Here is a 14,522-nt window from a genome sequence, read left to right on the forward strand (position 1 = left end):
TGAACGAGAACATGGCCTTTTTCATCCAACTCCTTTAATATTTCATCATGCCTTGGGATTAGCTTCTCCATTTTATTCGTTTCTTCAAAATTACCGTTTTTTTTTAACATATTGAAATTTCATTTATTTTCTTTTTGCTTTCATTTTTAATTTATATATTTGAAAACGAAACATAAACGAAACATTTATGAAACGAAACGAAGAACTCAATAAGTTAACCAATGTAAAAGAATGGGACTTTATTGTCATAGGAGGAGGAGCCAGTGGTTTAGGTTCAGCATTAGACGCAGTAAGCAGAGGATTCAAAACATTATTACTTGAATCTCATGATTTTGCAAAAGCAACATCCAGCAGAAGCACCAAATTGGTACATGGTGGAGTAAGATATCTTGCACAAGGAGATGTCGGTTTGGTAAAAGAAGCATTAAAAGAAAGAGGTTTACTGGCTAAAAACGCAGCACACATTGTAAAAAACCAGTCTTTCATTATTCCTAATTATACTTGGTGGGGAGGAATCTACTATAAAATCGGGCTGTCTGTTTATGATTTCCTTGCAGGAAAACTGAGTTTGGGTAAAACCAAATACATCAGCAAATCGAAAACCGTTGAAAAGCTTCCTACTATTGAACAAAACCATTTGATGAGTGGAGTTGTTTACCAGGACGGACAGTTTGACGATGCCAGATTAGCCATTAACTTAACTCAAACCATTATTGAAAAAGGAGGCAGTGCTATCAATTATATGAAGGTAGTAGGTCTTTTAAAAAATGATTCGGATAAAATTATTGGAGTTACTGCTGAGGATCAATTCACTCAACAAAAGTATCAGATTCATGGAAATGTTGTCATCAATGCAACGGGGGTATTCACCAATGACATTCTCAACATGAACAATCCTAAACATGGTAAGCTGGTTGTTCCAAGCCAGGGAATTCACTTAGTGCTTGATAAATCATTTCTAAAAAGCGATGATGCGATCATGATACCAAAAACTTCAGACGGCAGAGTTCTATTTGTTGTTCCATGGCACGACAGAGCATTGGTAGGGACCACAGACACACTATTGGAAACCGAAAGCTTTGAGCCACGCGCTTTAGAGGAAGAAATCAATTTTGTTTTAAATACGGCAAGACAGTATTTAGCGAAAAAACCAACCCGTGAAGATGTAAAATCTGTTTTCGCAGGACTTCGTCCTCTTGCTGCCCCTAAAGACGGAAGCAAAAGCACCAAAGAAGTTTCCAGAAGCCACAAAGTTATAACTTCAGATACAGGATTGGTTTCTATTATTGGAGGAAAATGGACAACCTACCGAAAAATGGCTGAAGATACCGTTGACGAAGCTATGAAAGTTCACAGATTAGGAAATGCAGCTTCTAAAACGGAACACCTCTCTATCCATGGGAATGTAAAACCTGAACAGGTAGACAGAACCAATCATTTATATGTTTACGGATCCGACATTCCGGCAATAAAAGCTTTACAAGAGAGCAATCCTCGTTATGCACAAAAAATTCACCCTGATCACCCCTTTACTGTTGCGGAAGTGGTATGGGCTGTAAGACAAGAAATGGCTGAAACAATTGAGGATATTTTAGCAAGAAGAGTTCGCCTGTTATTTTTAGATGCAAGAGCAGCTATTGACAGCGCTCATCATGTGGCAAGAATTATTGCTGAGGAAAAAGGATACACTGAAGAGTGGGCACAGCAACAAGAAAATGAATTCATTGAATTAGCAAAAGGATATTTATTAACTCCTTATTCTCCTAAAGTTACTAACCTAAATTAACACTAGTATATGAATGAAAAACTAATTCTCGCTTTAGATCAGGGGACAACTTCCTCCAGAGCGATTCTATTCAATCACAGTGGAGAAATGAAATATGTTTCTCAGAAAAGCTTCGAACAGATCTTCCCTACTCCGGGATGGGTAGAACATGATCCTAATGAAATCTGGTCATCTCAGATTTCCGTAGCAGCAGAAATTATTGCCAAGGCAGGTATTTCCGGATTGGAGGTAGCCGCTATCGGTATTACAAACCAACGTGAAACAACGATAGTTTGGGACAAAGAAACGGGTGAACCTATCTATAATGCTATTGTATGGCAAGACCGTAGAACATCAAAATATTGTGATGAGCTGAAAGAACAGGGACATGCGGAAACAATCAAAGCAAAAACAGGATTGGTACTTGATGCTTACTTCTCTGCTACCAAACTAAAATGGATCCTTGACAATGTAAAAGGAGCAAGAGAAAAAGCAGAAGCCGGGAAATTATGTTTCGGAACTGTTGATACATGGCTTGTCTGGAAATTAACCCGTGGTAAAATGTTTATCACCGACGTATCCAACGCCAGCAGAACCATGCTCTTAAACATTCATACTTTGGAATGGGATAACGATTTATTAGAATTATTTAATATCCCTAAAGCTATACTTCCTGAAGTAAAACAAAGTAGCGAAGTGTATGGAGAAACAGCAACGACCTTATTCTCCACTAAAATTCCAATTGCAGGAATTGCGGGGGATCAACAAGCTGCTTTATTCGGACAAATGTGTACTTCTCCGGGAATGGTAAAAAACACATACGGAACAGGATGTTTCTTATTAATGAATACAGGAAAAGAAGCAGTATCATCTAAAAACAATCTCCTTACAACTGTTGCCTGGAAAATCAACGGAGAGGTGAACTATGCTTTAGAAGGAAGTGTATTTGTCGGAGGCGCAGCTATTCAATGGTTAAGAGATGGCCTTAAGCTAATCGATTCTTCAGATCAAGTGAATGAACTAGCATCATCTGTTAGTGATAACGGAGGTGTTTATTTTGTTCCGGCTCTTACAGGCTTAGGAGCCCCTTACTGGGATCAGTATGCACGTGGAACAATTGTAGGCATCACTCGTGGTACTACGGACGGACATGTTGCCAGAGCTACATTGGAAGGAATTGCTTTCCAGGTTTATGACATTGTAAAAGCTATGGAAGCTGATTCAGGAAGAGCGAGCCTTGAGTTAAGAGTAGACGGAGGGGCCTCTGCAAGTGATTTGCTGATGCAGATTCAATCCGATTTATTCAGCTTTAAAATTACAAGACCAAAAACTCTGGAAACAACTGCATTAGGAGCTGCTTATCTTGCAGGTCTTGCTGTAGGCTACTGGAAAAATATAGATGAAATACAAGCCCAATGGATTGTAGATAAAGATTTCCATCCTCAATTGGAAAAGGAAAAAGTTGACAAAATGATCTCCTCTTGGAAAAGAGCGGTATCACGTGCTCAAAGCTGGATCGAAGATTAATTCCCTCACCTTAAAAACTAACATATGACTCCATTTATCGCAGAAGTAATCGGAACGATGCTTCTTATATTATTAGGCAACGGTGTTGTAGCCAATGTTGTCTTAAAAGATACCAAAGGGAATAATTCCGGATGGATTGTAATTACTACCGCATGGGCATTAGCCGTATTCGTTGGTGTTACTGTTGCAGGGCCAGTAAGTGGTGCCCACTTAAACCCTGCCGTAACAATTGGTCTGGCTACTGCCGGAAAATTTTCATGGGATCTGGTTCCTTCTTATATTGCAGCTCAAATGATCGGAGGAATGCTGGGTGCTTTTCTCGTATGGCTTTTTCATAAAGATCATTTTGCTATCACAGAAGATGAAGGTGCCAAATTAGCTTGCTTCAGTACAGGACCGGCTATCAGAAAAACTTCATCTAACCTTATCAGTGAAATTATAGGAACCTTTGTACTTGTGTTTACTATTTTTTATTTTGCTAACCCAAGTATTTCTTTACAAGCTGATCCTACCGCAAAAGTAGGTTTAGGCTCTGTGGGAGCGATTCCGGTTACCTTCCTTGTATGGGTAATAGGATTATCTCTAGGAGGAACTACAGGATATGCTATTAACCCTGCCAGAGACCTTGCTCCAAGAATCATGCATGCTATCCTTCCCGTAAAAGGAAGTAGTGATTGGAGCTACGCGTGGATTCCGGTAGTAGGACCTGTTATAGGAGCCATTATTGCTGCTGTTTTATATGGATTTTTAAAATAAGCCAAATGATGAAAAAAATCTTAAAGGGAATCTTCCTATTAGCATTAGGTACAGGAAGATTGCTTTCCCAAGAAAGCACAGAAACTAAAAGTGGCAGGCTTGATTTTACAGCCAATATTCAAAACAACCACTTATGGAGAGGATTGATCATCACCGATAAGCCTGTCGTAATGGGAAACCTTTCCTATGCGTTGGATGCGGAAAAGAAATGGAAAGTAGGTATTTGGGGCGCATCGGCTCTTGCAGATGATAAAGATAACACCCATTACAAAGAGATCAATTACTATGTTCAATATTCTGACGGACGTTTTTATATTGGGTTATGGGATCTTTATAATTCTAGGAATATCAATACTGCCGTGGCAGCCGATGACATTTTCAGTTATTCACAGAGAAGAACGGCTCACATTATTGATTTAAGAACCAACTATACTTTTGGGCCTTCATTCCCGATTAATATTGAAGCAGATATTATGCTTTACGGAGGTGCCAATGCAGGAGAAGTTATTCTGGAACCGGATGGAAGCTATAAGAAAAACAGGTACTCCACCTACATCCAGGCAAGCTATCCTGTCATTAAGGACCAAAAAGTAAATCTCGACGCTTTTGTAGGTGCCGGTTTTGCTCTTAACGATAAAACCTTCCTCTATGGAAATGGAAAAAATAGCTTTGATATTGTGAACATCGGTTTAAAAGCAGGAAAAGTAATCAAAATAACTGATCATTACAGCCTTCCTGTTTCTATGATGGCTATATGGAATCCATCTAATAAGTATGCGAGAATTCAACTTGCTGCAACAGTTTTTTAATGTGATCTTTTACTAAATTATATCAAACCACTCCTTTCGAGTGGTTTTTTCGTGTGTGAAAAAAAACACCTTGTTAAATCTTTTGATTTACCCCCCTCGGAAGTGGTTATACAATTGTTAGGTTTTGTCGGGGAGTAAGTTTAAAATTATAAAATTAATACCCAAATAAGAATCACCGGGATTTTACGGTTTAATGTTTGGGGAAATATTTTTACTTTTGGCAAATAAATTATGCTTACCACAGTATGAAAATACTAAAGATTTTATGGGTTTTCTTTTTTATTGCTTCTTGCACTAAAAAAGAAGATCATCCTTATACTTTTTATTATTGGAAGACCAGCCTAAAGTTGGAGCAAGAAGAAAAAAAAGTATTAGAACAAGCTCCCGTACCTTATTTATATACGAGATTTTTTGATGTTGATAAAGTAAATGATCAGTTTCAGCCGATTGCTGTAATTACAAAAGATAAAAGTTTTCAGACCAATAAACAGATTGTCCCAACGGTATTCATTACCAATAGGTCCCTATTAAACATTTCCGGCGAGGGTATTAAGTTTCTCGCAGCAAGCATTCATCATTTAATTCAAAAGAAAACAGAAGAATATCATTTAAAAACCAATAATGAAATTCAGATCGACTGCGACTGGACTGCCGGAACACGAGATGATTACTTCAAATTTCTGAAGGAGCTTAAAAAGGTCTCAGGAAAAGAAATTACTTGTACTCTCCGCCTTCACCAGGTTAAAGATAAAAAACAAACAGGAATACCTCCTGTGGAAAAGGTCTACCTGATGTGCTATTCCACTTCATCTCCACTGGAAAAATCGGATAAAAATTCAATTCTGGATGTCAATGTTCTAAAGAGCTATCTTTCGAAAATGGAAGATTATCCTATCAAAAATATTGAAGTAGCATTACCTATTTATTCATGGGGAATCGTGACTAATCACCTGGAGAAACATAAACTGATTAATGCATTATCAAAAAAAGACCTGGAAAATCCAAATTTTAAAAAAATTTCGGATCATGAAGTTCAAATTTTGAAAGATGGATTCTATTTTGGAAACTATCTGAATAAAGGCTTTACAATAAAGGTGGAAGAAATATCTGATGAACAGATTCAGGATGTTGTTTCTTTTTTACAGAAAAAAATACCTCATTTTAATATTATATATTATCAATTAGATAGTAAATTTGTATTGGACCGAAATTTTTAAATATTTCACAGACAGTGGCAGAACAATTTTAAATATAAAATATTCCTGTCAAGACTGAATTACAAATCATTATAAAAACTAAAAACACTACACATCTCTTATGAAAAAGTATATTCTTTCACTTGCTGTGGTATCTCTTTTCTATACGAAATCCGATGCCTGTGCATGGTCGGATCCTGATTATGATTATTTCAATCTTTTTACACAAAGCATTATTAAGGATAAAGCTTATCTTCCTTTTCTACACACCTACTCAACCAGATTCTATGGCGGATATAATCCCTCATTGATTCCGGATGATAATATTGAAACATGGAGAAAATTCTTTAATAATCAGCTCACTTATTCAGAGACGGCAAATCTTGTCTATAAAATGAGTATGAGCGATCTGAACGCTTTTAAGAATGGCAACCCGACCCATCCACTTTTATTAAAATTAGGAACGGGTTCTTATCAGAAATATAAAGAAGGAATTGATTACTTAATTGAGGCAAAATATCTGGAACCTTATATGAGCATCAATTATGTTGAAAGCGAAAATTCATTTTATTATGACAGAGATGCCAACAGAAAGAATGCGACAGCACTTGATTATGATAAAACGATCGCAGCTTTAACTTCGTTATACAACGCAGCCAAAAATCCTGAAATCAAACAACGTTACGGATATCAGCTGGTACGTTTGAATCATTATACAAGAAATTACGATTCTGCAGTAAAAGCTTTCAATACTTATGTTGCTCCGATTAAATTGAAAAGTACTGTTTACTTCATGGCTTTGGATCAGCTGGCAGGAGCTCAAAGAGGAATGGAGATGAACAGTGATGCCAACTGGAACTTCTTTCAGGTATTTATGAACACTAAAGATAGGAAGGAATCAGCATTTGTTTCTATGAAACTATCTGACACGGCATCTTTCAGCAACATCTTGAAAAGAGCAAATACCAATGAGGAAAAAAATATGGCTTATTTCCTTTTGGGATATGAAGACTTCAATAATCCAATTCCGACTATGGAAAAGATGTATGACATCAATCCGGATTCTGAAATTCTAAAAGTAATGGCAGCAAGAAGCATCAACGAACTGGAAAGAAGTTATCTTCCAATTTATTATTATACTTCAGATGCCGCCAATAATATTTATACACAAAGAGGAAAAGCAGATACTAATGTCTCTTCTTCAAAAGATGTAAAGGCAGGTAGTGCTCCCGAGGTAAGAGAAGAGAAGCTTTCTTTCTGGCAAAAAATCGTAAGATTCTTCAAAAATCTTTTTGGAGATTCCAAATCTGATAAAACGGGTGATGCCAATAAAGCAGACCTAAGTGATGATGAGTTATTAAACAACCCAAACAGGATTCCGTTTTATACTACCGGATACGGGTATGATGAAAAGATGAAAGATTATCTGGACGATCTGGAAAAATTCACCGAAAAAACTAAAGAGAAATCTAAAGATGAATATTGGCAAATTGCCAATGCTTATCTTAAATTCCTAAAAAAAGACTACAAGGGCAGCACTGAAATTCTAAACGAAATCAAAACAAGTAATCCCGAATATCTGGAAGAAATCAAAAGAATGAAAGTGTTGAACGATATTGTTTCCCAACCTAAAATTGATGCTGCTTATGAAGATCGCCTGATGAAAGATTATGCAGAATATTTTGTAGAAAAACCGGTAAAGAAAGATACTGCCACCACAGACAATTTCGATTATTATGGCGAAGTTCCTTCTACTGCTGATTTCCTTAAAGATGTTTTGGCCAATCGTTATTTCCTTCAGGGAGAAGACGGAAAATCTTTCCTGATGAATAACAAACTTTCTGATCTTCAATACAATCCAAACTCCAGTTTGGTAAAGAGTGTTGAAGACTTCTATAGAAAATCAAACAAAACTCAATTTGAGCAACAAATCATTGCTAAAAATATGGACAGCGTAGGTAATATCGATGCATTCTTCAATACGATCTACGGAGACAGAGCCATGAGACTGGCTGATTTTGAAAAGGCAAAATCTTATTATGTAAAAGCAAAAGGTTTTGCAGGCATTCCAAGACAAAATTATGATTGGACAGAGAAAGAAGGTCAAAAGATCACCCAAAAACAATATGCTCCTGCTGAATATGATGGTTATAAAAACATTTCCAATCTTGTTTTCGGACATAACGTTTGGGAAAGCTATCAAAGTCCGGATACCGAAAGTATGAAAGCTGAAAATTATTCCGACTTCCCATTCATCAAAAATACCATGAATAAATTGGAACTTGCAGAAGCTTTAATCCAACTTAAAAAGATAGGAAACGGTACTGATGAAAAAGCATCCAGAGCCAACCAACTTATCGGAAATTTATTATACAATACTTCTATTTTAGGGTATTACCGACAATTGTTCGTGATGGATATTGATAACACCAATGGGGGAAAGTATAACTTCTGGAATACAGACAGAGCCAATCCTTATATGTATTATTATAAAAATTTCCTAGATACTTCTTATATCGAACCGGATAATTTTGACTTATCAATCAATTATTATCAAAAAGCCCTTAAGCTTTCAAATAACAAAGAGGATAAAGCCAGAATTTTATTCCAGATGGCCAGTGCTGAACAGGGTAAATATTACCAGTATGAAGCGAAAAATCAGGGGAATTTTGATTACTCTGATCCAAAATGGTCCGAGAAAGAAGAGGCTCATCAAAAGGAAATGAACACCCTCAGAAATCAGAAATACAGAACATATTTTGCTCAGCTGAAAAGTCAGTATTCTGATACCGAAGCAGCCAAAGACCTCATGGGAAGCTGTAGCTATTTCAGCTATTTTATGAGATAAAATTATTCATAAAAAAACCTCTGATGACTCAGAGGTTTTTTATTTTGGGTTTTAAGCTCGATTATTTTTTAACAAATTTAGTAGTCATATTAATTTCATTACCAGTGATTGTTATAAGATAAACTCCTTTTACTAAGGTGCTCACATTAATTTTACCATCTCCTATTTTTCCTTTTGAAATCAACTGTCCGGGACTATTGAAGATTTCATAAGATGATTCCGGTGATACATTCAGCACATTTACGATATCATCTACAGGATTTGGATAGATCTGAACTGATTTTGGACTCTCAATTTTAGCAACTAATGGCGCTGTTCCACTTACCACTGCTTTATTTACGGCATAAAAAACATTTCCAATTGCTGATACTCTAATGTAGATCGTCTTACCGGATAAAGTTCCAGGAATAAAAACATTTGCTGTACCACTATTAGGAACTGATGCCGCCAAATTATTCCATGTTGTTCCATTATCTGTGGTATAATCAATTTTAACATTCGCGACATTATATGGAGATGCTGTTGTTCCGGAAACAGTCCATGCTATCGTTGAAGTTGCATTTGGTGTTAATGAAGTGGTATTTACGGTAAAAGCATTGGCAGATCCAACTACAACTTTTTGGGTTGCATAAGCAGTTTGTGTCTGTCCATTTGCTTTATTATCTCTTACCGTTACGCGGAAGTTGGTTGTTCTTGCCACTGTTGAAGCCGCCTCAAAATCATTCGTATTTTTCACAGCTCCACCTAAAACCGTTGATAATTTAGGGAAATATCTTGTAGGACTACTCGTTGGAGACCATGATCTGAAATTGGCTCCTGAGGTTGTAGTTCCAATATTTGTTTTTGTTATTCCCCCAGAAAGACTACTTGTATCCACCTGCTCCCAACAATATGTCAAAGCATCACCATCCGGATCTGTAGCAGAAGCAGTCAATACGAATGGTGTAGATTTAGGAATTGTATACGTTGTATTCATTGCTGTAACAACCGGAGGATTATTTGTAATAGGAGTTTCTACATCAACCGTTACCGCTGCCAGATTTGCTTGAACCTGATCAATACTGACTGTATGAAAATAAGGATCTGAATGAGGCTGAACCGACATTGTTCCCCAAAGCCCTGCATATCCCATGATAGTACTTCCTGTACCTGGTTCAACATAAGTATTTGAAGTACCTCCCTCGGATCTACTAAAGGTATGATTATCTCCAAGCTGGTGTCCCATTTCATGAGCTACAAAATCTATATCAAAATTATCTCCCATTGGTATAGCATCTGCCGGGGAAGTGTACCCACTACCCTTATACCTATTTGGAGAAATATAGGCATAGTAAGTTCCTGCACTATTTTTACAGTCACTATTAGCTGCACTAATAGATGTTGTAGACGTGTTATTACTTCCAATACAACCTATACATCCTGCATTACCACCACCACCTGTGGCACCAAAAAGATGTCCAATATCAAAATCAGCATTAGTAGCGCCATAAGTACCACCATTCAACACTCCCATCAACTCATTATTCCACCTACACATATAATCTGAATTACTATAAGGATCTGTGGATGCATTTGTAAAGATAAGGTTAGGAGCACTTATCATATTAAGATGGAGATTAAACTCTTTTTCAAACACTCCGTTTACTCTTGATAAAGTAGCATTCATCTGAGTAAGTGCACCGGCTGTACCACCGAAATAAGTAGTATACTCTCCGGTAACAGACAATGCTAACCTAAGAGTATGATAGGTTCTATTGTTTGATCTGGCTGTTTCTCCGGCATTCATCAGCTTCTTAAGTCTATCAACAGATTCTTTATCTTCTTTAGTACTGCAGGCAAAAGCATGTCCGCTTTTGCTGGTTTTTCCATGTACAGAGTAATAAGATTTATCTGCCGTTGCCGGTTCTATAAATTCATATTTACCATTGCTACCAATTATCATTGATTGGAAATCGTTGGGAGCAACACTAAAGCGAATATATTTTGAAGGATCATCAACTCCTACCCCGGCATAAGATCCAAGTTGATATTCATTGGCTAATTTTTCATCCAGAACGGGAAAGCTATTGACCATAAATCGCTCAATTTTCCCTCCTGAAGTCGGAATATTGATGCTAACAGCCGAACCTTCACCCACTTTCTGGGCTCTTAATAACTGAGTTCTTATTTGATTAATATCGAGCTTGTAGTAAAAAGAATCTTCGCTCTCTTTTAGAATTTTTTGTTTTGGGACATCTTGAGTCCATTGTGCACTTACCGTTGCGGCCATAACCAACAATGGTAAACAAAATAATTTTCGTTTCATTTGAATAATTTTTAAACAACAAATTTACAATCATGCTATTAAAAACAAATAAAAAATGCAAAAATGTTATAAAATCATCAATAAAACATTAAATTCAATCATGAAAATTAAAAAAAATCTACAATTTAACTTATTTGAAGAAAAATTTAAATAAAATTGTTATTTTTCATTTTGTCCTTGCTTCTGTAACCATTCTTCATGTCTTTTTTTAAAGAACTCGTACTTATAGTCCTGGTTTCTTTGAGCTGCATCAATAGAATGAGAAGTATGAATATCTGCATCCTTTTTAGAAAATTGAGCAAGATTTTCATAGTAACAATGTAACTGATCCAGTTCTGCTTCTGTAAGGTCCTCAATATCTACTATTCTATTGCTTGCTTTTTCATGAGCTGCAATAATCTCATTCAGCTTAATTTGTATTGCTTTTGAATCTTTATTCTGAGCTTTTTGAATCAGGAAAACCATAAGAAAGGTAATAATGGTGGTTCCGGTATTAATCACAAGCTGCCAGGTTTCTGAATAATTAAAGAACGGGCCTGTGACTGCCCATGCTATTACAATAAACATTGCTCCAAGAAATGCAAATTGACTTCCAGTAAACTTTACCGCCCAGTTTGAAAATTTTTCAAAAAAATTATTATTCCTATGGCTCATAGCATTTATTTTTCTACTAATAAATGTATAAAATTAACTTCAATTTAAAGATATAAAACTAAAAATGAGGTATATAAAATTCATATAAGGCATTCCCATTCACTTACACAAAGCTACTTATCTCATTATTGATTCCTCATTGATAACTGTTACATTTCCTCCTTGCTTTCCTGTAGAGATTTTTTAAACAAAGCCTTTATAGGGTATTCAAAAAAAAACATTAAGACAGTGTTACCGCCTTAATGTTTCCAAAATTAAAATTGATATGAATAAATTAAAAAAAGTTAATATGAGAGTAATTTGTTGATTAGAATTTATAGTTTACCTGTACTGCAAAGTTTCTAGGTTGGATCTGATCAATATACCCTCCTCTGAAGTAAGAACTATACCCTACTGCATTGAAAATATTGTTGAAGAATACTCTTACCCCAACACCATTTTTGAGCGTATATCCTGCTTGTGCATCTACTGTAGTATAATCAGGCATATCGAAAGGTTTATCACCAGCTCTTACACTGTTGATATGATTGGCCATAGATGTTTGCTTACTATATTCATCTACCGGACGTTTTCCAACATAATAAACTCCTGCTCCAATATCTAAACCATCTAAAATACCCATATTGAATTTATAGTTTAACCATGCATTAGCAGTATGCTTTGGTGCATTCATTGGTCTTGATCCATCCATATAAGCAGGACTATTCTGGTATTGAGCATCTAAGTAAGCCCATCCTGACATCACCTGAAGGTTTGGTAAAATTCTTCCAATAAGTTCTACTTCTACTCCTTTTCTTCTCAGGTTACCCGCTAATCCATAAAGATTATTATTATTTGCATCTTTTATTGGAGTATAGTTTTCACCTAAAATCTGGAATGATAAATTTTGTGTATTAATATCAAACCAAGTAACATTGAATCTTAAACGCTCATTAAACCAATCTGATTTAATTCCCGCCTCCCATTGTTTTGTATTTGATGGCCCAACAAACCCACCTGCTTGCAATATATTATTTGATGATCTTAAAGAAGTTGTTGTTGTATATGATCCGAACAGATTAATATTTTCAATTGGTGAAAGAATTAGCCCAAAAGAAGGATTCCACGCATCAACTATCTGATTGCCAGAACCATTCAATCTGCTATATCTGATTCCTAAATGTGCTTTCACATATTTACCAATAGACATTACATCCTGTGCCATTGCTCCTATAGTCGGAGTCATCACAATATTAGAACGTCCTTTGTTTTCATAGATAACATTTACAGGAAGTGTATTAGGAATCCCTCCATTTACTACATCTATAATATCAAGAGGATTAGCCGCAAAATCTACCATTTTATCACCAATTTTCTCTTTTCTTGGTCTTGCTGTAATTAGATTTTCCCTTGAGATCGAGTTTTTGTATGCATTATAGGTAACAGAAGATGTTTCTGATTCTCTCCAGTCAAATCCAACTTGGAAAGTATGATTGATAAAACCTGTTTTTACGTTTTCACCAATGAAGTCTAATTGTAAAACTCTGTTGATGTCCAATGATTCGGATTTACCGATTGTACGCTGTCTGATATTATAATCTGTTCCGCCTGTTGGTAACGATATTGATGAAGCCTCACTATCAGAATTGCTTACAGAGTTTACAAAAGCGGCTCTTACTTTCAACTTATCATTAAGCTTACGAATAGCAGTAGTTGCAAAATTATAAGTTTCTGTTATTGCATAGTCAGAAGTATATCCTAAGAACTTCCCTTTAGGCATATGATAAAGTGCTTCTACATCTCCGGGAGCCGTATTGATAGTTCCTCTATCCGGTGTTCTTCTATCATGCAAATAATCCATCTCCACATTGATGTATGTTTTATCATCCGGACGGAATGCCACTGATGGATTTACGTAAATTCTTTCTCCTTTTACATGACTTCTAAATGAATTGTTATTCTGATAAGCTCCGTTGAATCTCACCGCTACTTTTCCTTCAGAATCCAAGACTCTCTGGAAGTCTACTGTTGGTCTGTAAAAATCCCAGCTTCCGTAACGGAATCCAACATTAGTCTGGTCAATAAATTGAGGTCTTTTAGTTACTACGTTGATAACACCACCTGCAGACCCTAAACCATTTCCAATTCCTTGGCTTACTGCGGCAGAACCTTTAATAACCTGGATACTTTCTACCCCTTGCATATCGGTCATCATTCCTGCAGTACGGAAGTCAGAATCCATCTGAACTCCATTCTTTAATACGGGAACTCCACGGTATCCTCTGATGGACATACTTTCACTTCCTCCTCCATAACTGGAGAATAAAGTTACACCAGGTACATTTTTAGCTACATCAGTAACGGTAAGTGCTCCTAATTCTTCGATTGCTTTATGAGAGATTACAGAAATACTTTGGATCTGGTCTCTGGTTTTTAGTGGCAATCTTGTAATTGCTTCCAGGCCTTCCGGTTGTTTTTTTCTGTCACCAAATAGTTCTACTTCTTCAATTTTTTTATGTTTAATTGAATCATTCACTTTCTGTGCATTTGCAAGAACCCCACCCAATAACAGCAGAGAAAAGGATACTACTTTATTCATTTAATGATTTTTTGCAAATTTATTGTTTTTATTAATTCTAAATAAACAATATAAACTGACATATGTCACCCGCAAAAGACTAAT

General features: G+C 36.1%; 9 protein-coding genes. 6 read left to right on the plus strand and 3 right to left on the minus strand.

Features of this window, described 5'->3' with window-relative positions:
* Nucleotides 1–187: 187 nt before the first annotated feature.
* The 6 genes from CW752_RS03805 to CW752_RS03830 all read left to right on the plus strand — a co-directional run bounded on the left by CW752_RS03805 (nt 188) and on the right by CW752_RS03830 (nt 8,901).
* On the plus strand, nt 188–1,786 hold the full coding sequence (locus CW752_RS03805; protein WP_101238448.1) for a glycerol-3-phosphate dehydrogenase/oxidase: 1,599 nt from the start codon (nt 188–190) through the stop codon (nt 1,784–1,786).
* A gap of 9 nt (nt 1,787–1,795) precedes the next feature.
* A complete protein-coding gene (gene glpK / locus CW752_RS03810; RefSeq protein WP_101238449.1) occupies nt 1,796–3,292 on the plus strand; it encodes a glycerol kinase GlpK in 1,497 nt (498 codons plus the stop codon).
* 24 nt (nt 3,293–3,316) lie between these two features.
* Nucleotides 3,317–4,048 carry an MIP/aquaporin family protein gene (locus tag CW752_RS03815; RefSeq protein ID WP_101238450.1) on the plus strand — a complete coding sequence of 244 codons (732 nt, stop codon included), beginning with the start codon at nt 3,317–3,319 and terminating at the stop codon, nt 4,046–4,048.
* Nucleotides 4,049–4,056: 8 nt separating this feature from the next.
* Nucleotides 4,057–4,857 (plus strand): hypothetical protein, encoded by an 801-nt coding sequence (locus CW752_RS03820; protein WP_101238451.1) that lies wholly within the window; start codon nt 4,057–4,059, stop codon nt 4,855–4,857.
* A gap of 245 nt (nt 4,858–5,102) precedes the next feature.
* Nucleotides 5,103–6,074 carry a hypothetical protein gene (locus CW752_RS03825; protein WP_101238452.1) on the plus strand — a complete coding sequence of 324 codons (972 nt, stop codon included), beginning with the start codon at nt 5,103–5,105 and terminating at the stop codon, nt 6,072–6,074.
* A 100-nt stretch (nt 6,075–6,174) separates the two neighbouring features.
* Nucleotides 6,175–8,901, plus strand: coding sequence for a hypothetical protein (locus CW752_RS03830; RefSeq protein WP_101238453.1), 2,727 nt, complete (start codon nt 6,175–6,177; stop codon nt 8,899–8,901).
* A gap of 61 nt (nt 8,902–8,962) precedes the next feature.
* On the opposite strand, the gene CW752_RS03835 is transcribed toward CW752_RS03830, so the two are convergent.
* The 3 genes from CW752_RS03835 to CW752_RS03845 all read right to left on the minus strand — a co-directional run bounded on the left by CW752_RS03835 (nt 8,963) and on the right by CW752_RS03845 (nt 14,438).
* Nucleotides 8,963–11,206 carry a zinc-dependent metalloprotease gene (locus CW752_RS03835; RefSeq protein WP_101238454.1) on the minus strand — a complete coding sequence of 748 codons (2,244 nt, stop codon included), beginning with the start codon at nt 11,204–11,206 and terminating at the stop codon, nt 8,963–8,965.
* A gap of 159 nt (nt 11,207–11,365) precedes the next feature.
* Nucleotides 11,366–11,860 carry a low affinity iron permease family protein gene (locus CW752_RS03840; RefSeq protein WP_101238455.1) on the minus strand — a complete coding sequence of 165 codons (495 nt, stop codon included), beginning with the start codon at nt 11,858–11,860 and terminating at the stop codon, nt 11,366–11,368.
* A gap of 307 nt (nt 11,861–12,167) precedes the next feature.
* Nucleotides 12,168–14,438, minus strand: a complete 2,271-nt coding sequence (locus CW752_RS03845; protein ID WP_101238456.1) for a TonB-dependent siderophore receptor — start codon at nt 14,436–14,438, stop codon at nt 12,168–12,170.
* Nucleotides 14,439–14,522: the final 84 nt, after the last annotated feature.

Origin of the sequence: Chryseobacterium sp. PMSZPI (genome assembly GCF_002835665.1) — a bacterium.
In the GTDB taxonomy this organism is placed as follows: Bacteria; Bacteroidota; Bacteroidia; order Flavobacteriales; family Weeksellaceae; genus Chryseobacterium.